Source organism: Rhodoferax saidenbachensis (assembly GCF_031457975.1).
Lineage (GTDB): Bacteria > Pseudomonadota > Gammaproteobacteria > Burkholderiales > Burkholderiaceae_C > Allorhodoferax > Allorhodoferax saidenbachensis_A.
Genome location: NZ_JAVDXO010000006.1, coordinates 193,599 through 217,568, shown reverse-complemented (window position 1 = coordinate 217,568; position 23,970 = coordinate 193,599). Strand labels below are relative to the sequence as shown.

19 protein-coding genes are annotated in these 23,970 nt (G+C 62.0%); 9 read left to right on the top strand and 10 right to left on the bottom strand.

Annotated features, from left to right (window positions below; all coding sequences use genetic code 11):
- Window positions 1-171 precede the first annotated feature (171 nt).
- The 6 genes from J2X15_RS14325 to J2X15_RS14300 are packed head-to-tail and all read left to right on the top strand — an operon-like array spanning window position 172 to window position 8,744.
- Window positions 172-1,458 carry an ABC transporter substrate-binding protein gene (locus J2X15_RS14325; protein ID WP_310343989.1) on the top strand — a complete coding sequence of 429 codons (1,287 nt, stop codon included), beginning with the start codon at window positions 172-174 and terminating at the stop codon, window positions 1,456-1,458.
- A 30-nt stretch (window positions 1,459-1,488) separates the two neighbouring features.
- Window positions 1,489-2,385 (top strand): carbohydrate ABC transporter permease, encoded by an 897-nt coding sequence (locus tag J2X15_RS14320; RefSeq protein ID WP_310343987.1) that lies wholly within the window; start codon window positions 1,489-1,491, stop codon window positions 2,383-2,385.
- Window positions 2,382-3,203, top strand: a complete 822-nt coding sequence (locus tag J2X15_RS14315; protein ID WP_310343985.1) for a carbohydrate ABC transporter permease — start codon at window positions 2,382-2,384, stop codon at window positions 3,201-3,203. Before J2X15_RS14320 ends, J2X15_RS14315 begins: the two co-directional genes overlap by 4 nt.
- Window positions 3,204-3,213: 10 nt before the next feature.
- On the top strand, window positions 3,214-5,451 hold the full coding sequence (locus J2X15_RS14310) for a glycoside hydrolase family 2 protein (protein ID WP_310343983.1): 2,238 nt from the start codon (window positions 3,214-3,216) through the stop codon (window positions 5,449-5,451).
- 15 nt (window positions 5,452-5,466) lie between these two features.
- A complete protein-coding gene (locus J2X15_RS14305; protein ID WP_310343982.1) occupies window positions 5,467-6,567 on the top strand; it encodes an ABC transporter ATP-binding protein in 1,101 nt (366 codons plus the stop codon).
- Between the two features lie 2 nt (window positions 6,568-6,569).
- The gene (locus tag J2X15_RS14300; protein ID WP_310343980.1) at window positions 6,570-8,744 is read left to right on the top strand and encodes an alpha-galactosidase; all 2,175 of its coding nucleotides are present in this window, start codon (window positions 6,570-6,572) and stop codon (window positions 8,742-8,744) included.
- A 6-nt stretch (window positions 8,745-8,750) separates the two neighbouring features.
- On the opposite strand, the gene J2X15_RS14295 is transcribed toward J2X15_RS14300, so the two are convergent.
- On the bottom strand, window positions 8,751-9,332 hold the full coding sequence (locus J2X15_RS14295) for a TMEM175 family protein (protein ID WP_310343979.1): 582 nt from the start codon (window positions 9,330-9,332) through the stop codon (window positions 8,751-8,753).
- 82 nt (window positions 9,333-9,414) lie between these two features.
- Here J2X15_RS14295 and J2X15_RS14290 point away from each other — a divergent pair, with 82 nt between their 5' ends.
- On the top strand, window positions 9,415-9,729 hold the full coding sequence (locus J2X15_RS14290; protein WP_310343977.1) for a rhodanese-like domain-containing protein: 315 nt from the start codon (window positions 9,415-9,417) through the stop codon (window positions 9,727-9,729).
- Between the two features lie 6 nt (window positions 9,730-9,735).
- Window positions 9,736-10,239 carry a DNA-deoxyinosine glycosylase gene (locus J2X15_RS14285; RefSeq protein ID WP_310343975.1) on the top strand — a complete coding sequence of 168 codons (504 nt, stop codon included), beginning with the start codon at window positions 9,736-9,738 and terminating at the stop codon, window positions 10,237-10,239.
- Between the two features lie 12 nt (window positions 10,240-10,251).
- On the opposite strand, the gene darG is transcribed toward J2X15_RS14285, so the two are convergent.
- The 5 genes from darG to hsdR form a co-directional block, all read right to left on the bottom strand.
- On the bottom strand, window positions 10,252-11,298 hold the full coding sequence (gene darG, locus J2X15_RS14280) for a type II toxin-antitoxin system antitoxin DNA ADP-ribosyl glycohydrolase DarG (RefSeq protein WP_310343973.1): 1,047 nt from the start codon (window positions 11,296-11,298) through the stop codon (window positions 10,252-10,254).
- Between the two features lie 2 nt (window positions 11,299-11,300).
- Entirely contained in the window at window positions 11,301-11,981 is a 681-nt protein-coding gene (gene darT, locus J2X15_RS14275) for a type II toxin-antitoxin system toxin DNA ADP-ribosyl transferase DarT (RefSeq protein WP_310343972.1), read from the bottom strand.
- Between the two features lie 9 nt (window positions 11,982-11,990).
- Window positions 11,991-13,691 (bottom strand): restriction endonuclease subunit S, encoded by a 1,701-nt coding sequence (locus J2X15_RS14270; RefSeq protein WP_310343970.1) that lies wholly within the window; start codon window positions 13,689-13,691, stop codon window positions 11,991-11,993.
- Window positions 13,688-15,157, bottom strand: coding sequence for a type I restriction-modification system subunit M (locus J2X15_RS14265; protein WP_310343968.1), 1,470 nt, complete (start codon window positions 15,155-15,157; stop codon window positions 13,688-13,690). The genes J2X15_RS14270 and J2X15_RS14265 overlap by 4 nt, the downstream gene beginning before the upstream one ends.
- An 80-nt stretch (window positions 15,158-15,237) precedes the next feature.
- Complete coding sequence (gene hsdR, locus J2X15_RS14260) at window positions 15,238-17,685, bottom strand: EcoAI/FtnUII family type I restriction enzme subunit R (protein ID WP_310343966.1); 2,448 nt, start codon at window positions 17,683-17,685, stop codon at window positions 15,238-15,240.
- A 193-nt stretch (window positions 17,686-17,878) separates the two neighbouring features.
- Here hsdR and J2X15_RS14255 point away from each other — a divergent pair, with 193 nt between their 5' ends.
- A complete protein-coding gene (locus J2X15_RS14255; RefSeq protein ID WP_310343963.1) occupies window positions 17,879-18,973 on the top strand; it encodes a 3-deoxy-7-phosphoheptulonate synthase in 1,095 nt (364 codons plus the stop codon).
- A gap of 80 nt (window positions 18,974-19,053) precedes the next feature.
- Here J2X15_RS14255 and J2X15_RS14250 read toward each other — a convergent pair whose 3' ends face one another.
- From J2X15_RS14250 to J2X15_RS14235, 4 genes are all read right to left on the bottom strand, one after another.
- Entirely contained in the window at window positions 19,054-20,532 is a 1,479-nt protein-coding gene (locus tag J2X15_RS14250; RefSeq protein ID WP_310343962.1) for an amino acid permease, read from the bottom strand.
- Between the two features lie 103 nt (window positions 20,533-20,635).
- Complete coding sequence (locus tag J2X15_RS14245) at window positions 20,636-22,009, bottom strand: aldehyde dehydrogenase family protein (RefSeq protein WP_310343961.1); 1,374 nt, start codon at window positions 22,007-22,009, stop codon at window positions 20,636-20,638.
- 8 nt (window positions 22,010-22,017) lie between these two features.
- Complete coding sequence (locus J2X15_RS14240) at window positions 22,018-22,830, bottom strand: gamma-glutamyl-gamma-aminobutyrate hydrolase family protein (protein WP_310343959.1); 813 nt, start codon at window positions 22,828-22,830, stop codon at window positions 22,018-22,020.
- Window positions 22,830-23,963: an iron-containing alcohol dehydrogenase gene (locus J2X15_RS14235; RefSeq protein ID WP_310343957.1), complete on the bottom strand. Its 1,134-nt coding sequence runs from the start codon at window positions 23,961-23,963 to the stop codon at window positions 22,830-22,832. The genes J2X15_RS14240 and J2X15_RS14235 overlap by 1 nt, the downstream gene beginning before the upstream one ends.
- Between the last annotated feature and the right edge of the window lie 7 nt (window positions 23,964-23,970).

Genomic DNA, 23,970 nt, shown 5'->3' with positions numbered 1-23,970 from the left:
CGAGCACAAGCCTGCAGTCGGCTTGAAAATTTAACCGCTTAAATTTTGGAAAGGATGCCAGTCGCACTACCGTCATCACACGCTACCGGAGACAACAAGCCAGGCGCCCCAGTAACGCACTGAACGCCACTTGCCACCTAATTCATTGACACAAAGACAGGAACACACACCATGCATTTCGCCAAACGCAGCACCCTTCGCGCCACTTGCAGCGCCATGATCGGCCTAGCCCTGGGCACCACCGGCCTGATGGCCAGTCACGCCGCCAACGCCGGTGAAGTCAGCATCTGGGCCTGGGACCCCAACTTCAACATCGCCATCATGCAAGAGGCAGCCAAGCGTTACACCGCCAAGCACCCCGACGTGACCTTCAAGATCGTGGACATGGCCAAGGCCGACGTGGAGCAAAAGCTGCAAACCACCCTGGCCTCCGGCGTCACCAAGACCCTGCCGGACATCGTGCTGGTGGAGGATTACAACGCCCCCAAGTACCTGCGCTCTTTCCCCGGCGCCTTCGAGCCCCTGTCCGGCAAGGTGGACCACAAGGCGTTTGCCAACTACAAGGTCAACCTCATGACCATGGGCGGCAAGGTCTACGGCCTGCCTTTTGACACCGGCACCACCGGCATGTACTACCGCAGCGACCTGATCAAGCAGGCCGGCTTCAGCGACAAGGACATGCAAAACATCACCTGGGACCGCTACCTGGAAATCGGCAAGCAGGTCGAAGCCAAGACGGGTAAAAAGATGTTTGCCATGGACCCGCAAGACATTGCCAGCATCCGCATCATGATGCAGTCCGCCGGCCGCTGGTACTTCGACAAGGACGGCAAGCTCGACATCAAAAACAACCCCGCCCTGAAGGCCGCCCTGGAAACCCAGGTCAAGTTCATGAAGGCCGGCATCTACAAACCCACCTCGGGCTGGGGCGAGTGGGTCGGTGCCTTGAACAAGGGCGATGTGGCCTCCGTCATCACCGGCGTGTGGATCACTGGCTCGGTCAAGGCCGAAGCCAGCCAGTCCGGCAAATGGGCCGTGGCCGCCACACCGCGCCTGAACGTGCCGGGCGCCGTGAACGCCTCCAACCTGGGCGGCTCCAGCTGGTACGTGCTGGCCGCGGGCAAAGAGAAGGCTGCTGCGGCTGACTTCCTGAACGAGATCTACGCCAAGGATGTGGACTTCTACCAAACCATTCTGCAATCCCGCGGTGCCGTGGGCTCGCTGCTGGCATCGCGCAGCGGCAAGGCCTATTCCGAAGCCGACCCCTTCTTCGGTGGCGCCAAGGTGTGGCAACAGTTCAGCGACTGGATGGGCAAGGTGCCTAGCGTGAACTACGGCATTTACACCGCCGAAGGCGACGCTGCAGTGGCCGCCCAACTGCCTGGATTGGCACAAGGTCTGCCGGTGGAGAAGGCGCTGGAGAACATCCACAACCAGCTCGCCTCGCAAATCAAGTAAGACACGGCAACACGGCACCCAAGGAGCACCATGGCGCCCACGCCTACGACCAGCTACCGGCGTTTTTACGACGTCAACGGTTGGCTATTTGTTTCCATCGCACTGGGGCTGATCGGGGTCTTCATGGCCTACCCGATTGTCCGGTCGCTGTGGATGTCCCTGCACGCCGGGCAAGGCACGGTGGTTGAGTTCGTAGGCACGGGCAATATGGTGCGTCTGGCCGGTGATCCGGTCTTTCTCAAGGCATTGCAAAACACCTGCATCTTTCTGGTGATCCAGGTGCCCATCATGCTGATGTTGGCCCTGGTGATGGCCAGTTGCCTGAACATGCCGAACCTGCGCTTTCGCGGGCTGTTGCGCACGGCGGTCTTTCTGCCGTGCGTCACCTCCCTGGTGGCGTATTCGGTCGTGTTCAAGAGCATGTTTTCGTATGACGGCCTGGTCAACCACGCACTGGCGTGGCTGGGCCTGATCAGCGAGCCCATTCCCTGGCTGAACGATCCGTTCTGGTCCAAGGTGGTCATCATCATCGCCATCACCTGGCGCTGGACCGGCTACAACATGATCTTCTACCTCGCGGCCATGCAGAACATCGACAAGTCGATCTATGAGGCCGCCCGCATCGATGGCATCTCGGCCTACCGCCGCTTTGTCTCCATCACCATTCCCATGCTCAAGCCGGTGATCCTGTTCACCACGGTGACCTCCACCATCGGCACCCTGCAGCTGTTCGACGAACCCATGAACATCACCACCGTGGGCACCGTGTTCTCCGACAACACGCTCACGCTGTCCATGTACATCTACAACCTGTCGTTCAAGTTCGTGCCCAACTTCGGCTACGCCGCCACGGTGTCCTACGTCATCGTCGCACTGGTGGCGCTGCTGGCATGCCTGCAGTTCTACGCCGCCCGGGAGCGCACATGATGACCAACTGGGCCGAAAAATTCCGCATGGGCGGCGTCTACCTGTTCCTGGGGCTGATGGCGGCGGTGTCGCTGTTCCCGTTTGCCTGGATGGTCATCAGCGCCACCAACGCCTCGGTGGACGTCACCAAAGGCAAGTTCACCCTGGGCAGCGCCCTGGTGGAGAACCTGGCCAAGCTCAACAAGAGCTTTGACGTAGCCCAGGTCTTCTGGAACTCTGGAAAAATTGCCATCGTGGGCGGCTTCTTCACGCTGCTCATCTCCTCCATGGCCGGCTACGGCTTTGAGGTGTTCAGCTCCAAGGCGCGTGAACGCGTCTACAACGGCCTGCTGCTCACGCTGATGGTGCCGTTTGCCGCACTCATGATTCCGCTGTTCATTCTGATGGCACAGTTTGATTTGCTGGACACCCACTTGGCCGTCATCCTGCCCGTGCTGGCCTCGGCCTACATCGTTTTCTACTTCCGCCAGAGCACCAAGGCCTTCCCCTCCGAGCTGCGGGAAGCCGCCCGGCTGGACGGCCTCAAGGAATGGCAGATCTTCCTGTTTGTCTATGTGCCCGTGATGCGCTCCACCTATGCGGCGGCCTTCATCATCGTGTTCATGGCGGCATGGAACAACTTCCTCTGGCCCCTCATCGTGCTGCAGTCGCCCGAGCTCAAGACCATCACCCTGGTGTTGTCCTCGTTGGGCTCAGCCTACTTCCCCGACTTCGGCGTGATCATGCTGGCCGCCATGCTGGCCACCTTGCCCACCTTGGTCGTTTTCTTCGCAATGCAACGGCAGTTCGTACAGGGCATGCTGGGCTCCGTCAAATAAGGTTTTTCACATGCGTACCGTCACCAAGCTCGTCTCGGGCTGGACTTTTCACACCTCTTTCTCTGGCGAACTCGTGGCCAAGGCCGCAACCGGCACCCCCGTGCGCCTACCGCACAACGCTGTCGACCTGGAGATGACCTACCTGGACGAACGCAGCTTCCAGGCAGAGTTTGGCTACCAGTACACCCTGGCCTGGCAGCCCGCGTTTGCCGGCCGCGAAATCGCCCTGCGCTTTGACGGCGCCATGGCCAACAGCGTGGTCTGGGTCAACGGCCAGCAAGTCGCAGCGCACAAGGATGGCTACACCCCCTTCAGCGCCCGCCTCACCGGTTTGCTCAAGGAAGGCGACAACCTCATCACCGTGAAGGTGGACGGCAGCGAGAACCCCGAGATTCCGCCCTTCGGTGGCCAGATCGATTACCTCACCTACGCCGGCATCTACCGCGATGTGTGGCTGCAGGTCACGGATGCCGTGTCCATCGCCAACCTCAAGGTCGAGACCTCGCATGAGCTGACCGACGCCAAGGGTGTGCTCGTCAAGGGCTTCATCGCCAACCCCACAAACGCCGCCGTCAGTGGCAAGGCCCTGGTGGAACTCTGCCACGTGGACGGCACCGTGCTACAGCAGCAGACGGTTACCCTGGGCGCCACAGGCTTTGAAGCCAGCTTTGCACAGCTCGCAGGACTCAAGCTCTGGGAACTGGACGCGCCCCAGCTGTACCTGGTGCGCGCCACCCTGGACAACCGCGACCAGCTCAGCACGCGCTTTGGTTTTCGTACCGCACGCTTCACCACCGAGGGCTTTTTCCTCAACGGCAAACACCTCAAGATCCGCGGCCTGAACCGCCACCAGAGCTACCCCTATGTGGGCTACGCCATGGGCCAGCGCGCGCAGGAAAAAGATGCCGACGTGATGAAGGACGTGCTGAAGTGCAACCTGGTGCGCACCTCGCACTACCCGCAGTCCACCTACTTCCTGGACCGCTGCGACGAAATTGGTCTGCTGGTGTTTGAAGAAATCCCTGGCTGGCAACACATTGGCGGCCAAGCCTGGCAAGACGAATCGGTAGAAAACGTGCGCCGCATGGTGGAACGCGACTGGAACCACCCCTCCATCATCATTTGGGGCGTGCGCATCAATGAGTCGCAGGACCACCACGACTTCTACACCCGCACCAACGCCATGGCGCGCAGCCTGGACAGCACGCGCCAGACCGGCGGCGTGCGCTACATCGAGAACAGCGAGCTGCTCGAAGACGTGTACACCGTGAACGATTTCTGCCACGTAGCCGCGCCCGAGTGGATGAAGGGCATTCCCCCCACGCCGCTGCGCCAGCCGCGCCAGGTAACCGGCCTGGACCATGAGGTGCCCTACCTCATCACCGAGTTCAATGGCCACATGTACCCCACCAAGCGCATCGACCCCGAAGACCGCCAGGCCGAACATGTGAGCCGCCACCTGGATGTGCTGAACAAGGCCTACGAGAACCCCGTCATCAGCGGCGCCATTGGCTGGTGCATGTACGACTACAACACGCACAAGGACTTTGGCGCGGGTGACCGCATCTGCCACCACGGCGTGCTGGACATCTTCCGCGAACCCAAGTTCGCCGCCTGGGGCTACACCAGCCAGTGCAGCCCGGCCGAACAAGTCGTGCTGGAGCCCGTCACCTACTGGGCGCGTGGCGAGAAAGACCGCTGCGAGGTGCTGCCCCTCATCGTGCTGACCAATTGCGACTACGTGGAACTGAAGGTGGGCGACTTTGCGGCCAAACGCGCCGAACCCGACCGCGAGCGTTACCCGCACCTGCCACACGCCCCCGTCATTTTTGACAACCGCCATGTCAACATGGCTGACTTGGGTGCCTGGGGCATGCTATGGCGCGATGCCACGGTAACCGGCTTCATCGACGGCAAGGCCGTGGCCACCGTCAAGCTCTCTGGCAACCCGCTGCCCACCACGCTGCAAGTGCAGGCGGACGACACCGAACTGCACGCCCATGAGAAGGACGCCACCCGCGTCATCGTGCGCGCGCTGGACCAGGCCGGCCGCCTGTTGCCGTTTATGGACGATGTGGTGCAAGTGGAAGTGACCGGTGCGGCCAAGCTGCTGGGCCCGGACTTGCTCACACTCAAGGGGGGCACCACCGGCTTCTGGGTGGAAACCACCGGCGCCGTGGGCGACATCACCGTACGCGTATCGACCCGCCGCATGGGCGAGCAGGTGTTGGCGCTGCGCGCAGAATAAAACGAGGAACCATCCATGGCAGACGTCAAACTCACCCAGGTCCGCAAGTCGTTCGGCGAGATCGACATCATCCGCGGCGTGGACCTGGACATCAAGCATGGCGAATTTGTGGTGTTCGTGGGCCCCTCGGGCTGCGGCAAGTCCACGCTGCTGCGCGCCATCTCGGGCCTGGAAGACATCACCAGCGGCGAGCTGCGCATCGGTAACCAGGTCATGAACCACGTGGACCCGTCCAAGCGGGGCATTGCCATGGTGTTCCAGAGCTACGCGCTCTACCCGCACATGACGGTGCGCGAAAACATGGGCTTTGCCCTCAAGCATGCCGGTGTGCCCAAGGCCGAGGTGGCCACCAAGGTGGACGCCGCCGCCAAGATTCTGGGCCTGGAGCCGCTGATGGAGCGCAAGCCCAAGGCCCTGTCGGGCGGGCAGCGCCAGCGCGTGGCCATTGGCCGCGCCATCGTGCGCGACCCACAGGTGTTTTTGTTTGACGAACCGCTCTCCAACCTGGACGCCGAGCTGCGCGTGCACATGCGCATCGAGATCGCGCGCCTGCACCGCGAGCTGGGCAGCACCATCATCTACGTGACGCACGACCAGGTAGAGGCCATGACGCTGGCCGACAAGATCGTGGTGCTGCGCGCCGGTGTGGTGGAACAGGTGGGCGCGCCGCTGGAGCTGTATGACAACCCCGCCAACACCTTTGTGGCTGGCTTCATTGGTTCGCCGCGCATGAACTTCTTTGACGGCACGGTGACCGGACACCTGCACGCCAACGGTGTGAACCAGTGCCAGGTGAGCCTGGCCGGCTTTGACAACGCCGTGGTGACGCTGCCACTGGACGGCAACCTGCCCGCCGTGGGCACCGAGGTGTCGGTGGGTGTGCGTCCCGAACATTTCATGGAGGACGGTGGCGCCACACTGCCAGTCACCATCGACATGCTGGAGCACTTGGGCGGCGAAACCTTTGTGTACGCACGCTCGGCCAGCGGCGTGATGGTGGTGATGGAAAGCAAGCACGGCCGCAGCCTGCGCTCGGGCCAGACACTGGACGCCCACTTTGACGCAGCCAGGGCACTGCTGTTCGACAAGAGCGGCCAGCGCATCTACTGCAACTGAACATGCCCACCCACGCGCCCGAGGCCTCTGCCACCTTCACCGTTTTGCACGGCACCCACAGCAGTGTGGTGCTGGAGGTGCGCCCGCACGAGGCGCCGCTGTGGCGCTACTGGGGCCCACGCCTGCCGGATAACTGCGTGCCACTGGCGCCGCTGCGCGATGGCCGGGCCATCCCGCCCAGCAGCATGGAGTTCGACCAGCCGCTGACCGTGGCGCCCACCTTTGGCGTGGGCTGGTACATGCAGAGCGCGCTGCTGGCGCACCGGGGTGGGCAGCAGTTTGCACAGCAGTTCACCGCCTGCCGTGTTGAGACCCTGGTGGCCGGTCAAAGCATTGCCATCCATCTGGCGGACAGTGTGGCCCAGCTGCGCCTGGTGCTGCATATGGCGCTGGACGCGCACGACGTGCTGCAGTTGCGCAGTGAGTTGTTCAACGATGGCAGCGATGTGCTGGACGTGCAGTGGCTGGCTGCCGGCACCGTGCCGCTGCCAGGTGATGCGCAGGCCGTGCGCTCCTACACCGGCCAATGGGCCAATGAATTCCAGCTGCAGACCGATGCGCTCTCGCGCAGCACCTGGCAGCGCGAGAACCGGCGCGGCCGCACCTCGCACGACAGCTTTCCGGGCGCCGTGGTCACCACGCCGGGCGCTACCGAGCACACGGGCACCGTGTATGGCGCGCACCTAGCCTGGTCGGGCAACCACAAACAAGCCATTGAGTGGCTGCACGACGGCCAGTACCAATGGCAGATGGGCGAATGGCTGGCGCCGGGCGAAGTGCGCCTGGCTGCGGGCGAATCGCTGCAGACGCCCACGCTGTTTGCCAGCTGCGCCACCACGGGCCTGAACGGCCTGGCTGCCAACTTCCACGCCACGGTGCGCAGCCGCCTGCCTTGGCCCGGCGGCCGCATGCGTCCGCGCCCCGTGCACCTGAACACCTGGGAGGCGGTGTACTTTGACCATCGCACCGACGACATCCGCGCCCTGGCTGCGGCAGCGGCCAGCGTTGGCGTAGAGCGTTTTGTGCTGGACGACGGCTGGTTCCAGGGCCGCCACAGCGACCAGGCCGCGCTGGGTGACTGGTGGCCCGATGCCGGCAAGTACCCGCATGGCCTGCAGCCGCTGGCCAGCTATGTGAACGAACTCGGCATGGAGTTTGGCCTATGGGTAGAACCCGAGATGGTGAACCCCGACAGCCAGCTCTTCCGCAGCCACCCCGACTGGGCGCTGCAACTGGAAGGCCGCCCGCTGCTCACCATGCGCAACCAGCTGGTGCTGGACGTGGCCCGCCCCGAGGTGGCCGACTACCTCTTTACCAAGCTGCACAGCCTGCTGAGCAACGTGCCCATTGCCTACCTGAAGTTGGACATGAACCGCGACCTGACCACGGCCGGCAACGCACTGGGCCGGCCGGCGTACCGCAGCTTTGTGCACGCGCTGTACGCGCTGCTGGACCGTGTGCGCGCCGCCCACCCGCAGGTGGAAATTGAAAGCTGCGCCTCTGGCGGTGCGCGACTCGACATGGGCGTGCTGGCCCACACCCACCGCGTGTGGACCAGCGACTGCAACGATGCGCTGTCGCGCGTGGCCATCCAGCGCGGTGCGCTGCAGTTTTTGCCACCCGAGATTTTGGGCGCCCACATTGGCCCCTCGCCTGCGCACACCACGGGCCGCAGCCAGAGCCTGAACTTTCGCGCCGGTGTGGCACTCAGCGGCCACCTCGGCATTGAGGCCGATGTGCGCCACCTGAGCGACGACGAGCGCATGGCGCTGGGCCGCTGGGTGGGGCTGTACAAGCAGTTGCGCAACCGCCTGCACACCGGCCAGGTGTGGCTGGGTGAGGCGGGCGATGGCGTACTGTGGCAAGCCCATGGCGACGCCAATGCCAGCGAGGTGCTGCTACTGGTTTACCGCACCACGCCCACTAGCCACCGCAACACACCACCGCTGCGCCTTCCCATGCTGCGCCCGGCCGCGCACTACACCATCGAACGGCTGGACCCTACGCCGCCCGACTGGACCAGCAGCCCGCTGAACGACGCGGCCCTGGCCGCTGGTGCCCAGCAGGCCTTGCCACCCACTGCGCATGGCGCATGGCTGGCCGCGGTGGGCCTGCCCCTGCCCCGCATGAATGCGGAGAGTGCGCTGATCTACCGGCTGCGGTTTATTCCGCAGTAGCCAGCGTCACTCACCCACCAGCTTCTTCTCAATCCGCCGGTCGGGGATGAACCAGATGCAGGCCACGACGGCGAGCAGAATCCCTGACAACCAGGGGTAGCCCAGCAGCGCCAGCGGGATAGACAGCACGTAGCTGGCGACCGAGATCTTGCCCTTGCGGTCGTTGCCCACGGCCACATGCAGCAGCGACTCAGGCCCCTGCGACTTGATGATCTGTGCCTGCAGCAGCGTGTAGCTGATGGCGCACATCAGCAGGTCCACCGCGTACACCGCCACCGGCACCTCGCCAAAGTGGTTCTCGCCCATCCAGGCAGTGGCAAAGGGCATCAGCGACAGCCAGAACAGCAGGTTCAGGTTGGACCACAGAATGGCACCGTTCACCTGCTTGACCGCGTGCAGCATGTGGTGGTGGTTGTTCCAGTAAATGCCCACGTTGGCAAAGCTCAGCACATAGCTCAGAAAGATGGGCCACAGCGGCAGCAGGTCGGCAAACTCTTGGCCATGCGGTACCTTGAACTCCAACACCATGATGGTGATGATGATGGCGATCACGCCATCGCTAAAGGCCTCAAGTCGGTTTTTGTTCATCGCGGGGCTCCGGTTGGCAGGGGTTTTGGCAATTGTCCACAATGGCGGTTTGCCGTTGGTGCATTTTGAAAAAGGAAACCGTATGAAAACACTGCTTGCAAGCTGCGTGCTTGCCCTGCTCAGCCTGGCCGCCCAGGCCAAAGACGTCATCGTGGACGTGCGCACCCCGCAGGAATATGCGGCGGGCCATGTGGACGGCGCCATCAACATCGAACACGGCAGCATCGCCCAGGGTGTCGCCAAGGCCGGCATTGGCAAGGATGACACCATCAAGCTTTACTGCCAGTCGGGCGTGCTGAGTGGCCGGGCGCTGACCACGCTGAAAGACCTGGGCTACAGCAAAGCCGAGAACGCGGGCGGCATCGAGCAGGCGCGCAAGGCACTGGCCAAGAAATAAGGCGCCATGGACGCCGCACCGCTGGTCGGGCTGGCGCCCCTGGTGTCACCCGCCACACGGGTGCTGATTCTGGGCAGCTTCCCGGGTGTGCGCTCGCTGCAGACGCAGCAGTACTACGCCCACCCGCAAAACCAGTTCTGGAAGATATTGCAAGCCATTTGGCCCGCTAGCCCCCATGAAATATGCGCCAGCAGCTATGAAAAGCGTAGCGCCTGGCTGCTGGAGCGTGGCCTGGGCGTGTGGGATGTGTACGCCAGCTGCGAGCGCGAAGGCAGCCTGGACACCGCCATCCGCAACGCCGTAGTCAACGATATTGCCGGCCTGCGACTACCGCAGCTACAGGCCATTGCCCACAACGGCGGCGAAAGCCACAAGCACGCGCGCCACACCCAAACCTTGGGCGTGCCGGTCTACAAACTGCCCAGCACCAGCCCGGCTAACGCCAGCTGGAGCTTTGAGCGCAAGCTGGCGGCGTGGCGGGAGGTGATGGAGGGGTGTGGGTTGGTTTGAGGGTTGCGAATGCTAAGCAGCAATCCAACTCTGCTGCACCAGCCTGTCCCAAGCTGCTCGCACATGGGTTGATTGCATCAATCGTTTTTTACGAGGATTCCATTCACCGATTGCTAGCAAAGCATCGTCTGGCGAGGTCACATTGGGCTCGTGGTGTGCGACCCAATACACAGTGGACAACAGCTCCATACCGTAGGGCGACTGAAAACCATCGATCAAAGCCTGCAGTCGGGCTAAGCGATGCTGAATCTCCGCATCACCACTACACGCAAGGAACTCATCAGCTTCTTTTATCGCATCGGCCAATGGCTCAATCTCCGAATCCACCGAACCATCACCAAGTCCCACAATGAAATGGCCTTCCATGCGATTCAATGCATGACGCAGCTGCTCAGAGTAAGGGCCGTACAGATGCTTCTCAAACTTCAAGCCCAAGTCTTGTCCGGCGACCTGTAAAAAGTAACCAAGCTTCTGCACTTCGATCTTGGTCAGTCCGTAATTCAGATCGCGGTAGGTATCAATGGACTTGAGGATCGCGGCACGGCCAACGGTCATTTTGGGGCGCGCCGTGCGCACCTCCATGCTCTTGGCACTTGGCGCATCACCCGGCTCAAACAGGCGCACAACCACGTCGGGCAAAGCTGCAAACGCCGCCTCGATCATTGGTTTTACGTCAGCCCAGTTCAAACCACCATTCCCGCACCCCAGGGGCGGAATGGCTATAGAGCGAATGCCAAGCTTTTGCACTTGCGCAATCAAATCCTTCAATCCATCTTCAATGAATGAAAGCTTTGAGTTACCGCGCCAATGGTCTTTGGTGGGGAAGTTGATGACGAAGTGCGGCTGCGCGTAGGCGCCCGCGTCATACACATGCATCGTGCCGGGGCGCACCTTGCCAGCTTTGCAAGCAGCTTGGTACTGAGTGAAGTTATCGGGCCATTTGTTCTTGAACTGCAGCGCAATGCCTTTGCCCATCACGCCGACGCAATTGACCGTGTTGACTATGGCGTCAACATCGTCCTGCTTCAACAAATCGCCGTGGGTAAGGTGGATGCTCATGCTTACTGGCCCAGAAAGTACCAGTCGGTTTTCACTTCAGCCTGCAATGGTACTCCTGCCGCATCCAAAATGCCTTGCACCTGGGCAGCCTTGGCTGGAGTACACACCCCAATACGAATGAACTGGGCCAGCGGCACGCGGTCATGTACCAGAAACTCGGCCATGCGGCGCTCCATGCGGTCTACATACCGCTCCTCTTGGTGTTTATTCAAGAAATACTTGCAGAAGCCATCCAGTCGGGGTTGCTCTGTAAGCAAATCCCACGCCACTGCGTCCAACTGCGCTAGGTCCGTATAGGGCTTGCTGTAGGCCAAGGTGGCATTGCGGTCGTAGAACACGAAAGGAGCGCCCTGCGCGGTGATGCGCTCCACGGTCGTTTCCAGGTGTATGACATCGTGCTGCGGAACCGTGCAACCGGCCACCTTGCCCGCATGGATGGCGGACAACATGGGAGAGCGTGGCGCAAAGTAGAACGGCACATAGTCATGCACCGCGCCGCCCGGTGGATTGGGCAATGGCTTGGCGGCACGCACACCCTGAGCGCCGCCGTGGGCAATGTTGGTATACGCAATCCCGGCCGCAGCGCCCGCATTTTTGGACAGCAAAGCACCCACTTGGCACATCGCCTGCAAATTGGCGATGGCGGTGATGTGAAACAGGCGAACGGGGTTGGGTACGGCCATAGTGATTCCTCACGCGGCCACAGTTTGCACCAACACCTCCGCCAGCAGCGCCTGCTGGGTGCGGGCGGTGGTGAGGCGCTGGCGCAGGTCGGCGCACAGGGCGCGCAGGGAAGCTACGCGGGCGACGATGCGGGATTGTTCGGCGAGGGGTGGGAGCGCGATTGGCGTTTCAATCAAGATGCGTTGATTCAAATTCGTCATGGTCGAACCCACAGACTCACCAAGCAAATGCTTCCGCAAGTCTGGGTCTTCAAAAACCAAGCCCAAAAACTCACGGTTGCAGACCTCGTGAAGTTTTACAAAGAAACTACCTGTCCCACATAACCAGCCGTCCTCATCATCAGTGACCAGCGCGTATCGTCCCACCTCGCCGCGACGCGCTAGCACGATGTCTCCCGCCGTGAGGCGATATGCGCCAAGCTGGCCTGCCATAGCAGGCGATACAGAAACAGACGGATCGTGTGAAATTCGCCCGCCAATCATGTGCGACGGATTGATAAGCGGAACGCCACCCTCGACGTAGTCCTCTTTATGAATGACTGATCCGAATGGGCCAGTACATAGCTCAAAGAAGTAATCGCCGAATCGAGCAACCTCCCAGCCTTGCGGCAACATGGGAGGCTCCTCATCCTCCGCAATCGGCGGCAGGGGTTTGTCGCGTTTGATCTTGCCCTCGGCGATGAGGCGGTCTTTTTCGGCGCGGATTTTCTTGAGGAGTTCGCTGGCGGGTTCGTCCTGGGGGTCTTGGGGGACGAGGAGGCCGCGGACGGCGAGTTGGAGGATGGTTTGCTCCAGGGCGTCTACGGCTTCGGGGCGGTCGAGCAACAGGTCGAAATGGGTGGCGACACGGTGCCAGTTGTTGGCCAGCTCTTCAGGTGTGGTGCTGGAGGTGAGGGTGCCCAGCAGGGTGCGAACTAGCTGTTCGTGTTGCGTAGCTTCGAGGCAGGCCTTGGCCTCCAGCGCGTCGCACAGGCGCATGAGTTCTTCGACGCGGGTGACGATGCGGAATTGTTCGGCGAGGGGTGCGAGCGCTACCGGAATTTGCTCCCAATTGCCTTTGTTGAGAATTGCAATGGTGGTACTCGCTGAGCGAGACCAAGCCTGTGACTGAAATTCAGGGCAACGCAAGTAGAGACTAATGAACTCCGGCAGGCAGCACAGCGGCGTTATCGAGTTGATCTGCTGGTTGAAGGAGCAATCTCTTTCAATGATGTTTGTTTTGCCGATGGTGCCAATACACACCATCAAGATGGAGCCTGCCGGTGCGGCCCGACCAGAATCTTGAAGGCCGCGCTCTGACAAGGCTTCATTGTCATAGTCGACGTACCCAGGATAGATGTCACCTGGTTTGATAAATGGGATGTAGGTGCCGTAGAACTCAGGATTCTTCTTATCAGGGGTGGTGCCGGTTTGTGTGTAGCCAATATATTGAAGCGGCACCCACTCCCACCCTGTCGGCAACGCAAACGGCTTTTCCTCCACCGCAATCTCAGCCAGCGGCTTGTCACGTTTTATCTTGCCTTCGGCAATCAGCCGATCTTTCTCGGCGCGAATCTTCTTCAGCAGCGCGCTCGCCGGTTCATCACTGGGGTCTTGCGGCACCAGTTTGCCTTGCACAGCCAGAGTCAAAATCAGCTCGCGCAACTTGGCCACGCCGTCGGGCGCGGCGGCCAATAGGTTCAAATTTGATAGCAGCATGCGCAGATTCAACGGGGGCTAGCGAGCGATTGGGCCAGTATGTCGCGCAACTGGTCGCGCAGCGCCTGGGCTTCGCCCTGCAGGCGCTGGCAGTCGGCCAGCAGGTGTTCGGGGTTGTGGTCTTGCACCTCGCCCACGTGGGGGTTCTTTTGGTCGAGGTTGTAGTTGGCGGCTTTGATCTGGTCGATGCTGACTTTCCAGGCGCGTTCGTTTTCTATGCGCCCCGCAAAGCCATCGGCCTCGGTGCCCCACCAGGCTTTCTCGGCGTCGAACTCTTCGATGCGGATGGGCTTGGTTTTGTTGTAGTTCTTCACGCCCGGCAGGTAGGGGTGCTCGTAGTACCAAACATCCGTCGTAGGCTGGCCTTTGGTGAAGAAGAGCAGGTTGGTTTTGATGCCGGTGTAGGGGGCGAACACGCCGTTGGGCAGGCGCACGATGGTGTGCAGCTTGCACTCATTCAGCAGTTGCTCTTTGATGCGCGTTTTGACGCCTTCGCCAAACAGGGTGCCATCGGGCAGCACCAGCGCGGCGCGGCCACCGGGTTTGAGGATGTGCTTGATGAGCACCAAGAACAAGTCCGCCGTTTCTTTGGTGCGCACGTCACTGGGGTAGCCCTGTTCAATGCCCGGCTCTTCCACGCCGCCAAAGGGCGGGTTGGTGAGCACCACGTCCACGCGCTCGGCGGGGGTGTAGTCGCGCAGCGGGCGGGCCAGGGTGTTGCCATGCACCACCTGGCTGGGCACCTCGATGCCGTGCAGCATGAGGTTGGTGACGCACAGCATGTGGGGCAGTTGCTTCTTCTCCACGCCGCCAATGCAACTCTGCAGCACGGCCTCTTGCTCGGTGTTGTTGACCTGCTTGCGCATGTGCTCAATGGCGCAAACCAGAAAGCCGCCGGTGCCGGTGGCCGGGTCCAGTACCTTTTCGCCCAGCTGGGGGTTGACCATGTCCACCATAAACTGGGTGACGGCGCGGGGGGTGTAGAACTCGCCCGCGTTACCGGCGCTTTGCAGGTCTTTGAGGATTTTTTCGTACAGGTCGTTGAACTGGTGGCGCTCGGCCTGGCGGTTGAAGTCGATGGCGTTGAGCTTGTTGATCACCTGGCGCAGAAGGTGGCCGCTCTTCATGTAGTTGTAGGCGTCTTCAAACACGCCGCGCACCACATAACCGCGCGGGTTGCGCTGGGCATCGCCGCTCAGGTTTTTCAGCGCGGTGAAGAGTTCGTTGTTGACAAAGGCCAGCAGCGTGTCGCCAGTGATGCCTTCGGCGTCTGCCGCCCAGTTGCGCCAGCGCATGGCTTCTGGGATGGGACTTTGGTAGCTGTCGCGGGTGAGCTCCATTTCCTCCTCCAGCGCGTCAAACACTTTGAGGAACAGGAGCCAGGTGAGCTGGGAGATGCGTTGGGCGTCGCCATCGACGCCGCTGTCTTGGCGCATCACGTCCTGGATGGATTTGATGACGCTGGAGAGGTTGGACATGCTGTTCTTGGTTTTATGAATGAAATAAGGCTCTAGCCCCCATGGACTATGCGCGAGCAGCTACTAATTTGGTAGCACTTTTAAGCCTCTGGCCCCGAAGTGTATAGCTCGCGCTCCAGGGTTTGCAGCGCCGCTTTGTACTGGGGGCGGCCGCCAAAGCTTTTGATGAGTTCGGCGGGGCGGCCTATGTCGGTGAAGGGCTGGACGTTGAAGACGGTGTCGGCCTCGATGGTGGCGATACCTTCGTCGGCGTATTTGTCCAGCAGCGCGTCGATGACCTGGCGGGCTACCGGGCCGTAATGGGTGAACACGTTGCGCTTCTTCACCCTGCGGGCGCGCTCGCGCCGGGTGAGGGGCGGCATGTTGTAGGCCACGTGCAGCAGCAGGTCGAAGGGGTCTAGGTCTTTGCCCACCTCCTCACCCAGGGCCTCGATCATCACGCCGCGCGACTCCAACTCTTCCAGCAGGGCGGCTTTGCGGTCGGCGTCGTTCCAGGCTTGTAAAAACTTGTCCAGCGAGTCGTACTGCTTGGTGAGGTTGATGCGGGTGTAGTCGCGCAGGCTCTCGGTAATGAGCTTGCCTTGGGCGTTGAGGTATTGCACGCGCTCGCGGGCCACAGCCACTGTGACCTGGTTGCCGAGCACGTATTTGATGACGGACTCGCCTCCGCCACGGAACGGTCCAAGCGGGTCACCCACAATGGCATTGCCATCACCTCCGGGCCGCCCATCGCCAGGCAACAGGATGTCTGGTGGGGCGATCGGGTCGTCGCCTTTGGGTTCGTAGATTTGCACGGGCTCGCCGTCAAAGGCGGGGTCGGCAAAGTTGTCGGTGGCGCGCTTGAAGTCGAGAATGGTGAACCAGGTTTTGTCGAAGTATTCGTTGATGCGGGTGCCGCGGCCAATGATCTGCTTGAACAGCGTCATGGACTTGATGTTCTGGTCCAACACGATGAGCTTGCAGGTTTGCGCGTCCACGCCGGTGCTCATGAGCTTGGAGGTAGTGGCGATGACGGGATAGGACCTCTCGGGATCGATGAAGTTGTCCAGCTCGCGCTTGCCTTCGGGGTTGTCACCGGTGATTTGCACCACGTAGTTGGGCTGGGTGGCGCAAATATCGGCATTGGCGTTGGTGAGTGCCTGACGCATGCGGGCAGCGTGGTCGATGTCTTCGCAAAACACGATGGTTTTGGCCATGCGGTCGGTGGCGCGCAGGTAGGTGGTGATGCGCTCGGCCACCACGGCGTCGCGCGGCTCCATCACCAGTTTGCGGTTCATGTCGCGGCCGGTGTAGACGCGGTCTTCGATGAGCTGGCCCTTGTTGTCGGTCATACCCGCTGTGGGGCGCCAGCCAAAGGTGTCTTTGTCCAGGTCCACGCGGATGACCTTGTAGGGCGCCAAGAAGCCGTCTTCAATGCCTTGCTTGAGGCTGTAGGTGTAGATGGGCTCGCCAAAGTAAAAGGTGTTGGAGGTGTCCTTGGTTTCTTTGGGCGTGGCGGTCAGGCCTACGTGGGTGGCACTGCTGAAGTAGGTGAGGATGTCGCGCCAGGCCGAGTCTTCGTTGGCGCTGCCGCGGTGGCACTCGTCCACCACGATGAGGTCGAAGAAGTCGGGGCTGAACTGTTTGTAGATGTTGGCTTCGTCCTCCGTGCCGGTGACGGCCTGGTAGAGCGAGAGGTAGATTTCGTAGCTCTTGTTGACGGCCTTGGTGGTTTTGTCCACCGCCAGGTCGACGTCGTCCACTTCGATTTGCCCTTGGGCATTGACGCGTTCCACACCTTTGGCATTGGGGCTGAGCTTGGCCATGGCGCCCTTGAAGGGGCGGAAGTCGTTGACCATGGTCTGGTCGATGAGGATGTTGCGGTCGGCCAGGAACAGGATGCGCTTTTTGGCGCCGCTTTTCCACAGGCGCCAAATGATCTGGAAGGCGGTGTAAGTTTTGCCGGTGCCGGTGGCCATGACGAGCAGCACGCGGTTTTGCCCGGCGGCAATGGCCTCCACCGTGCGGTTGATGGCGTTGAGCTGGTAGTAGCGCGGGGTTTTGCTGGGTGAATAGTCAAAGGCGGCGACACGCTGCACCTCCGGGGACCAGCCTTTCCAGGCGCAGTAGCGAGCCCATAGCTCTTGGGGGCTGGGGAATTGGTCCAGCGTGAGGGTTTGCTCCAGTACGCCAGTCGACAGAGTGGCGTCGCGGAAGACAAAGTTGTCGCCGTTGCTGGCGAAGCTGAACGGCACATCCAGCAGCTCGGCGTACTGAATGGCCTGCTGCATGCCAGCTTGGGGAGACAACCTGGCCTTTTTGACCTCGACCACGGCCAACGGAATGTTGGGCTTGAGAAACAGGGCGAAGTCGGCTTTGAGGACGGTGTCTTTGTCGCGGTGCGATCTGTTGCCCCGCACCATCACGCGGCCTGCGCGCAAAGGGAACTGGGCATAGATCTGGTCCAGCGTGTGCCAGCCCGCCTGCACCATGGCGGGGCGGACGAACTTGTCGCTGATGTCGCTTTCCGAAAGCTTGTGTTTGTCCATGCTCTTGCGCGCTCCCTGCCAATTCTTTTGGGGTCGCGGCCGCTGGCTATGGCGAGACCGCAAAGCATTCTGCCACTTGGCTAGGTCTATGGCTTGGCTCCGCGGGTTCCAGAGTGCTCAACCACTTAGAATGTAAGCCAAATCATCCCCCAGCCCCCGTCCAATCTGCGCAAGCAGCTATCAATTTCATAGTATGACCAGCTCCACAACCGCCGCCCTCACCACCCACGACACCACGCGCATTGACGATGTGCGCATTGGGGCGGTGCGTCCGCTGATCACACCGGCGCTGCTGGATGAAAAGCTGCCTGTGCCCGACGCGGCGCAGGCGCTGGTGGAGAGCAGCCGCGCGGCTATCTCCAAGGTGCTGCATGGGCAGGATGACCGGCTTGTCGTCGTCGTGGGGCCCTGCTCCATCCACGACCATGACCAGGCCATGGAATATGCGCGGCAGCTGAAGGTGCAGGCTGATGCGCTGAAGGACGACCTGCTGGTGGTGATGCGTGTGTACTTCGAGAAACCGCGCACCACGGTGGGCTGGAAGGGCTATATCAACGACCCGCACCTGGACGACAGCTTTGCCATCAACGAAGGCCTGGAGATGGCGCGCCGCCTGCTGCTGGATGTGCTGGCGCTGGGCCTGCCGGCGGGTACGGAGTTTCTGGACCTACTCAGCCCGCAGTTCATCAGCGAGCTGGTGAGCTGGGGCGCCATTGGCGCGCGCACCACCGAGAGCCAGAGCCATCGCCAGTTGGCCAGTGGCCTGTCGTGCCCCGTGGGCTTCAAGAACGGGACGGACGGTGGCATCAAGGTGGCGACCGACGCCATCCAGGCCGCGCAAGGCGCCCACGCCTTCATGGGCATGACCAAGATGGGCCAGGCTGCGATTTTTGAGACGCGCGGCAACGACGACTGCCACGTGATTTTGCGCGGCGGCAAGCAACCCAACTACAGCAAAGCCGATGTGGACGCGGCCTGCGCGCTGCTCAAGGCTGCAGGCCTGCGCGAACAGGTGATGGTGGACGTGAGCCACGCCAACAGCAGCAAGCAGCACGCGCGCCAGATTGTGGTGGCTGCCGATGTGGCTGCGCAAATCGCGGCGGGCGATGCCCGCATCACCGGCATCATGATCGAGAGCCACCTGAACGAAGGGCGCCAGGACATCGTTCCGGGCAAGACGCTCCAACACGGCGTGTCTGTTACCGATGCCTGCATCAGCATGGTGCAAACCGTGCCGGTGCTGCAAGAGCTGGCGGTGGCCGTGCGGGCGCGGCGCGCGGCCGCCTGAGCGCAGCACCCCTGAAACGAATGAAGCGCGCTAAGCCTTGCGGCCCAGCGCGCTTCACCGGTGACAGCAAACGCGAATAGTTACTTCACTGCGGGCGGGCCCTTGAAGCGATTGCGCTCGCCAAAGCCCCACCAGAACACAGCCAGAAACACCACCAGCGCGATGATGAGGTAGAGCACCTTTTCATTCGGTGGCTGGATGCCCACAAAGATCAGCACCAGGCCACCCAGCACCGCCAACACCGCGATGGGCTTGGACAGGCCACCCAGGTTGAATGGGCCCTTGCGGGTCCAGGTTTTGCCTTCGGCCAGGATGCCAGCCGCAGTGGGCATGACGTACGAGATGTACAGGAACACGGCGCAAGCGGTGGATAGCACCACAAAGGCGTCGGCATACAAGGTGGCGAGCACTGCCGCGACCGAGGACACCCAGATGGCGGCGCCAGGGGTCTTGTTCACGGGGTCCACGGCCTTCAGCACGTTGGACATGGGCAGGCCGCCGTCACGCGCGAAGGCGTACATCATGCGCGAGGTGGACATCAAGCAGGCCAGGGCGCACAGGTAGTTGGCCACAAAAATGCCGATGCCCAAAATCGCTTTCAGTGCGGGGGGCAGGCTGTCCAGCAAGGCGGAGAAAAAGCCCATGCCTTGCTTCACGGCTTCGGGGATGCTGGGCATCACCAGCACAAAGGTGCAGATCATCACAAAGCCAAACAGGGCCGACCACAGCACGCTGGAGACGATGCCCTTGGGCACGTTCTCGGCCGCGTCGTGGGTTTCTTCGGCCGTGTGGGCCGAAGCGTCAAAACCGGTGATGGTGTAAACGGTGAGCAGCAGGCCGGCCAGGAACACCATCACGGAGCTGCCGGACTGGGGCCACATGCTGCCTTCTTGTCCGGTGAAGTTGGTGAAGGTGGTGAGGCGCGAGAAATCAATCGGGGTCTTGTTGAAGATCCACAGCGACAGGGTCAGCACGGTGGCGATCACGAAGATCAGGTAGCCCGAGATGTCCAGCAACTTGGTGGTCAGGGCCGCGGCCTTGTGGTTCAAGATGGCCTGGGTGAAGGTGAACAAGGCGATGAAACCCACTTGCTCGGTCAGGCCCCAGTTGGTGGTGTCCAGCCCCAGTAGCGGAGCGATCAGGGTCTTGAAGAACGGGTCGTACACGCCGAAGTTCACCGACGCAACCACCAGCACCAGGCCCAGCAGGTTGAACCAGGCGGTGACCCAGCCATAGCCCTTGTTGCCCAGGATGGAGCCCCAGTGGTACAGGCCGCCCGCAGTGGGGTAGGCCGAGGCTATTTGTGCCATGGCCAGGGCCACAACGGTGGCAAAGGCCGCACCCACGATCCAGCCCAGGCTGATGGACAAGCCACCGCCCGCGCCCAATGCGCTAGGGAAGGCGGTGATGCCACCGGCCAGGATGCAGATGATTGAAAAAGACACCGCGAAGTTCGAAAACTTGCTCATCCGTCGGTGCAGGTCCTGCTGGTAGCCCATGCTTTCCAGCAGTTGTGCATCCGCGTCGTGCGGCTCGCGCGTAACGCTTTGAGTGCTCATCGGTCAGTCCTTTACGTTGATATCTATCGGGAAAGTTCACTTGCATACCGCGGCCTCGCGCGTAGCCCGCTATTGGTGCCACTGCGCAAATTCGCTGTATCGGTTACGCCTTACGCAAATGCCATGCCTTGGGCCGCGTGAAGGTCTGAATGCCATAAGTTGAGAGGGTGAGGCCCACCCCAGAATCGCCATGGCCGCTCCAGGGCAGGCGTGGGCTCACACGGTCGCAGCAGTTCCAGTACACCGTGCCCGCATGCACTTGCTCCAGCACCGCTTTGGCGCGTGCCTCGTTGGGGGTGAACACACCAGCGGTCAGGCCGTAGCGCGTGTCGTTCATGAGCTTCACGGCCTCGGCGTCGCTGCCCACCTTCTGAATGCCAATGATGGGACCAAAGCTTTCCTCGCGCATCAGCTCCATGCTGTGGTTCACATTGGAGAAGACTGTGGGCTGGAACCAGTTGCCCTCGCCCGTGCCGCGTGCACCGCCGGTGAGCAGGGTGGCGCCCTTGGCTTGTGCATCGGCCACCTGGGCCTCCAGCACCTCGAGTTGCGGGGCCCGCGTCAGTGCACCGATATAGGTGTCCTCGGCCACGGGGTCGCCGGTCTTGAAGGTCTTGACCGTGGCGACGAAGGCCTGCACGAACTGGTCGTACACCTTCTCATGCACATACACACGCTCGACCGAGCAGCAGCTTTGACCCGTGTTGTACATGGCGCCATCGGCCAGGCTCTCAGCGGCCACTTGCACATTGGCGTCGTCGCACACATAGGTGGGGTCTTTGCCGCCCAGCTCCAACTGCAGCTTCACCAGCTTGGTGCCCACGGCCTGCGCAATGCGTGCACCGGTGGCGTACGAACCGGTGAAGAACACGCCATCCACCTTTTGCTCCAGCAACGCAGCACCCACGGCACCCGCACCCACCAGGCAAATCATCACGTTCTCGGGCACACCCGCCTTGTGCAGCAGACGCGTGATTTCCAGGCCGGTCAGCGTGGCGTATTCCGAGGGTTTGTAGACCACCGTGTTGCCCGTAAGCAGCGCGGGCAGGATGACGTTGCAGCCCACAAACCAGGGGTAGTTCCACGCCGAAATATTGGCCACTACGCCCAAGGGTGTGTGCTGGATCTGCTCGGTCATGCCGCCTTCCGCAAACACGGTTTGGGTGGCCAACGTGGCGTCGGCCTCGGCCAAAAAGAAGTCGATGCGGCCCAGCAGGCCGTTGAGCTCGTTGCGCGACATCTGGATGGGCTTGCCCGTTTCACGCGTCATGATGAAGGCCAGCGATTCCAGGTCATGCACCACACCGGCGCGGAACGCGCTGATGCAGGCCTTACGCTCGGCCAACGATGTGGCCGCCCAGGCGGGCTGGGCATGGCGGGCCAGTGCCACTTTGGCCTCGACGGAGACGACATCGTCTGCCGGCAAGGTAGTAATCAGGTGGCCGTTGGCCGGGTTGTAGATGGCGAGTTGGCTCATGGTGGTGCTCAAAGTTCAGGGGAGAGGGTGTGGCTGGCCGCCGCACGCACTGCGTGCGCCTGGGCCAGAAAATCGTGCAGCAGCGGCGTGTCGTCCAGCGTGCCGTGCTCGGGCTTGTGAAACTCGGGGTGCCACTGCACCGCGGCAATCCAGTCGGGGCCGGTGGCGCGTATGGCTTCGATGGTGCCATCGTCCGGGCAACGTGCCTCGACCTCGAAACCAGGCGCTAGGTCCTTGATGCACTGGTGGTGTACGCTATTGATTTTGTAGCTACTCACGCCCTGTAATAGGGAGCTGAGGCGGGTTTTTGGCACTAACTCCAGCGCATGGAAGTTCTGGTCGTAGCGCTCCGCGTCGCGGTGCTGCAAGGCATCGGGGCGCTGGGTGGGAATGTCCTGCACCAGCGTGCCGCCATAGGCCGCGTTGATGAGCTGCAGGCCACGGCAGATGCCGAACACCGGTTTGCCCGCGGCCACAAAGGCCTTCACCAGCGCCATCTCGTACGCGTCGCGTAGCTTGTCACCCTGCCAGCGTGCATCGATCGGCGCCTCGCCATAGCTGCCGGGCCACAGGTCGGCACCACCGTGCAGCACCAAGCCGTCCAGCCACGCAGCGTAGTCGTCCAGCGTGATGTTGCCGGACGCAGTGTCCCCCGTCACCGAAGGCACCATGACCGGCAGCGCGCCGCCGGACATGAGCCAGTGCGGCACCGACAGCTCCACGTAGTTCAGTGTCTTTTTGGCAAACGCGGCGCGCGCGGGGTCCGGGTGCATGAAGCATGCACTCACCGCGATCTTGAGGCGTTCCCCAGCGCTGTGCATCACATGGCGGCCTTGAAGAGGCGCTCAAAGTCGGCAGCCGTGCAGGGGCGCGGGTTGGTCTGGTGGCAGATGTCGGCCGTGGCCACTTCCACCAAGCGCGCCAGGTGCTCGGGCTTCACACCGTGGCTGGACAGCGTACCGGTGATGCCCACCAGCGCCTTGATGCCCTGCAGCCAGGCCACAAAGCTTTTGCCTCCACCCTGCACACCGCACACATGGGCAAGCTCGTCAAACTTGGCGGGCACAGCCTCCAGGTTCCAGGCCATCACGGTGTCGATCATCAGCGCGTTGGCCAGGCCGTGGTGCAGGTCACACACGGCGCCCAGCGCGTGCGCACAAGAGTGCACGGCGCCCAGGTCTTTCTGGAACGCGATAGCACCCATCATGGAGGACATCATCATGTCGGAGCGGGCGGGCAGGTTGCCGGGGTCTTTGACCGCGGTCACCAAGGCGTGCGCCGCAATGCGCGTGCCCTCCAGGGCAATGCCATCGCACAGCGGGTGGTAGGCAGGCGAGAGGTAGCTCTCCACGTTGTGCGTGAGTGCGTCCATGCCGGTGGCAGCCGTCACATGCGGGGGCAGGCCCAGCGTGAGTTCGGGGTCGGCGAACACCGTCTTGGCCAAAATCTTGGGGCTGAAGACCACACGCTTCAAGTGCGTGTCGTTCTCGCTCACCACACTGGAGCGGCCCACTTCCGAGCCCGTGCCCGAGGTAGTGGGCAGCGCCACGAAGTACGGCAGTTCATGGACGATGGGGCGCACCTGCGGGTGGTCCCACACGTATTCCAGAATGTCACCCTCGTGCGTGGCGGCCAGGCCCACGACCTTGGCCACGTCCAGCGCGGCACCGCCGCCAAAACCGATCACGCAATCAGCGCGGTGCGCCTTGTAGGCCGCCGCACCGTCCATCACCTGGCTGCAGGTGGGGTTGCCAAACACGCCGGAAAACACGGCCACGTCCAGCCCTGCCAGGTGGGTCTGGAACTCGGCCAGCACGGGCAACGCGCCCAAGGCTTTGTCGGTGACGATAAGGGGGCGCTTGAGGCCCAGGTCCAGCAGGTGCTGGGCCACGAGCTTGCGAGCGCCGGCACCGAACTTGATGGGGGTGGGGAAGGAGAAGGAGGTAATGCTCATGGTGGTG

Bases quoted from the DNA above. Each gene is read 5' to 3' on its own strand.
- J2X15_RS14300 (WP_310343980.1), top strand. From the start codon at position 6,570: ATGCCCACCCACGCGCCCGAGGCCTCTGCCACCTTCACCGTTTTGCAC.
- J2X15_RS14325 (WP_310343989.1), top strand. From the start codon at position 172: ATGCATTTCGCCAAACGCAGCACCCTTCGCGCCACTTGCAGCGCCATG.
- darG (WP_310343973.1), bottom strand. From the start codon at position 11,298: ATGAGCATCCACCTTACCCACGGCGATTTGTTGAAGCAGGACGATGTT.
- hsdR (WP_310343966.1), bottom strand. From the start codon at position 17,685: ATGGACAAACACAAGCTTTCGGAAAGCGACATCAGCGACAAGTTCGTC.
- J2X15_RS14290 (WP_310343977.1), top strand. From the start codon at position 9,415: ATGAAAACACTGCTTGCAAGCTGCGTGCTTGCCCTGCTCAGCCTGGCC.
- J2X15_RS14285 (WP_310343975.1), top strand. From the start codon at position 9,736: ATGGACGCCGCACCGCTGGTCGGGCTGGCGCCCCTGGTGTCACCCGCC.
- J2X15_RS14250 (WP_310343962.1), bottom strand. From the start codon at position 20,532: ATGAGCACTCAAAGCGTTACGCGCGAGCCGCACGACGCGGATGCACAA.
- J2X15_RS14295 (WP_310343979.1), bottom strand. From the start codon at position 9,332: ATGAACAAAAACCGACTTGAGGCCTTTAGCGATGGCGTGATCGCCATC.
- J2X15_RS14245 (WP_310343961.1), bottom strand. From the start codon at position 22,009: ATGAGCCAACTCGCCATCTACAACCCGGCCAACGGCCACCTGATTACT.
- darT (WP_310343972.1), bottom strand. From the start codon at position 11,981: ATGGCCGTACCCAACCCCGTTCGCCTGTTTCACATCACCGCCATCGCC.
- J2X15_RS14305 (WP_310343982.1), top strand. From the start codon at position 5,467: ATGGCAGACGTCAAACTCACCCAGGTCCGCAAGTCGTTCGGCGAGATC.
- J2X15_RS14240 (WP_310343959.1), bottom strand. From the start codon at position 22,830: ATGCACAGCGCTGGGGAACGCCTCAAGATCGCGGTGAGTGCATGCTTC.
- J2X15_RS14310 (WP_310343983.1), top strand. From the start codon at position 3,214: ATGCGTACCGTCACCAAGCTCGTCTCGGGCTGGACTTTTCACACCTCT.
- J2X15_RS14255 (WP_310343963.1), top strand. From the start codon at position 17,879: ATGACCAGCTCCACAACCGCCGCCCTCACCACCCACGACACCACGCGC.
- J2X15_RS14315 (WP_310343985.1), top strand. From the start codon at position 2,382: ATGATGACCAACTGGGCCGAAAAATTCCGCATGGGCGGCGTCTACCTG.
- J2X15_RS14320 (WP_310343987.1), top strand. From the start codon at position 1,489: ATGGCGCCCACGCCTACGACCAGCTACCGGCGTTTTTACGACGTCAAC.
- J2X15_RS14235 (WP_310343957.1), bottom strand. From the start codon at position 23,963: ATGAGCATTACCTCCTTCTCCTTCCCCACCCCCATCAAGTTCGGTGCC.
- J2X15_RS14265 (WP_310343968.1), bottom strand. From the start codon at position 15,157: ATGTCCAACCTCTCCAGCGTCATCAAATCCATCCAGGACGTGATGCGC.